The organism is Shewanella sp. 11B5, assembly GCF_002836795.1.
Classification (GTDB): domain Bacteria; phylum Pseudomonadota; class Gammaproteobacteria; order Enterobacterales; family Shewanellaceae; genus Shewanella; species Shewanella frigidimarina.
Window position 1 is genome coordinate 1 of sequence record NZ_PJAP01000711.1, and the last position, 1949, is coordinate 1949.

At 45.9% G+C, this 1949-nt stretch carries 3 protein-coding genes; all 3 read left to right on the forward strand.

All coding sequences use genetic code 11. The features are described 5' to 3' along the window. A partial coding sequence (locus CXF78_RS15630; protein WP_145991489.1) for a biotin/lipoyl-containing protein occupies nt 1-406 on the forward strand: 406 nt, incomplete at its 5' end. Further along, nucleotides 407-1297 (forward strand): hydroxymethylglutaryl-CoA lyase, encoded by an 891-nt coding sequence (locus CXF78_RS15635; protein WP_102037303.1) that lies wholly within the window; start codon nt 407-409, stop codon nt 1295-1297. It begins immediately after the preceding gene. 66 nt (nt 1298-1363) lie between these two features. Then, a partial coding sequence (locus CXF78_RS15640; RefSeq protein ID WP_102037304.1) for a CoA transferase subunit A occupies nt 1364-1949 on the forward strand: 586 nt, incomplete at its 3' end.

Sequence of the window (1949 nt, forward strand, 5' to 3'; positions counted from 1 at the left end):
GGGTGAACTTAAAGCCGATTTACTTTTAGCTGAGATTAATGGCCATAAGAGCAAAATTCCTGTTAGCCATCAAGGCGACGACTTTACGCTCTTTTTACCTTCTGGCAGTTATCACTTTAAAGCCATATTGGCTCAAGTGATTGAAGAAGTGATTAACCATGCAGATAAGCTTAAAGCACCAATGAATGGCACTGTTGTGACTCATTTAGTGGAAGTGGGCCAGCAAGTCAAAGCGGGCCAAGGCTTATTAGTGATGGAAGCCATGAAAATGGAATACACCATCGAAGCGCCGTTTGATGGCGTGGTGAGCGAGTTTTACTTCCAAAGCGGTGAGCTTGTCAGTGACGGTGCACAACTATTAAACGTTGAACCATTAGCCTCTGAAGCTAACGTCGAGGAAGCGTAAATGTTACCGACTAAAGTGAGCATTTTTGAAGTTGGCGCGCGTGACGGTTTACAAAACGAAGTGCCAGTGACCACTGCAGACAAACTCACGCTAATCACACAACTTGGTGATGCAGGTATTAAGCGTATTGAAGCAGGCAGCTTTGTGTCACCTAAGTGGGTGCCACAAATGGCCGATTCTGATGCCGTATTGCAGCAACTCAAACGACAAGCTGGTGTGGTTTACAGTGCATTAACCCCTAACCTAAAAGGGTTTGAACTAGCCCTTGCTGCAGGTGCGGATGAAGTGGCTATTTTTGGCGCAGCATCTGAAAGCTTCAGTAAAAAAAATATTAATTGCTCAATCGATGAGTCAATCGAACGCTTTATTCCGTTAATGGAAGCCGCCAAAAAACATGGGATTGCAGTGCGTGGCTACGTGTCTTGTGTGCTGGGTTGTCCATACGAAGGCGACATTGATGTGAGAGAAGTCGCCAGAGTATCTGAGATCCTTTATAAAATGGGGTGTTATGAAATCTCATTAGGCGACACCATCGGTGTTGGCACTCCCAATAAAGCGCGGCAGATGGTTGAGGCTGTCGCTAAAGTGGTTCCTGTTGATAAGTTAGCTTTGCATTTTCACGACACATACGGCCAAGCGTTAGCCAACATACTTGCCTGCCTTGAAACCGGTGTCAGCGTGTTTGATGCTTCAGTTGCTGGTCTTGGTGGTTGCCCATATGCAAAAGGTGCATCGGGCAATCTCGCCACTGAAGATCTGGTCTACATGCTCCATGGCATGGGAATAGATACCGGCATTGACCTCGCTAAGCTTGCACTGGCTGGCGACAACATTAGCCACGCATTAGGCCGAAGTAATGGGTCTAAAGTGGCAAATGCAATCAGAACATAATCACATATACTCACAGGGGTGAGGCAAATCGCTTGCCCTTGGAACATAACAAATAAGGACAACAAGATGGCAGGATTCAATAAAGTCGTCCACAGCTATGAAGAAGCACTAGCAGGACTGAGTGACGACATGACCATTATGGTCGGCGGCTTTGGTTTATGTGGCATCCCTGAAGGGTTAATTAACCACATGGTTAAATTGGGTGTAAAAGGCTTAACCGCTATTTCAAACAACGCTGGCGTTGATGATTTTGGTTTAGGTTTATTACTTAAACAACATCAAATTTCGACCATGATAGCCTCTTATGTTGGCGAAAATGCCACCTTTGAACAACAAATGTTGTCTGGTGAGCTTAATGTGATACTCACGCCACAAGGCACATTGGCTGAAAAAATTCGTGCTGGCGGCGCGGGTATTCCGGCATTTTTCACCGCGACAGGTTACGGAACGCCGATTGCTGACGGAAAAGAAACCCGTGAAATTAAAGGTCGTCACTACGTATTAGAAGAATCATTAACGGCAGATTTTGCCTTAGTTCGCGCCTGGAAAGCCGACACTATGGGTAATTTGGTGTTTCGCAAAACCGCCGCTAACTTCAATCCAATGATGGCCACCGCAGGTAAAATTACCGTGGTTGAAGCTGAAGAGATTG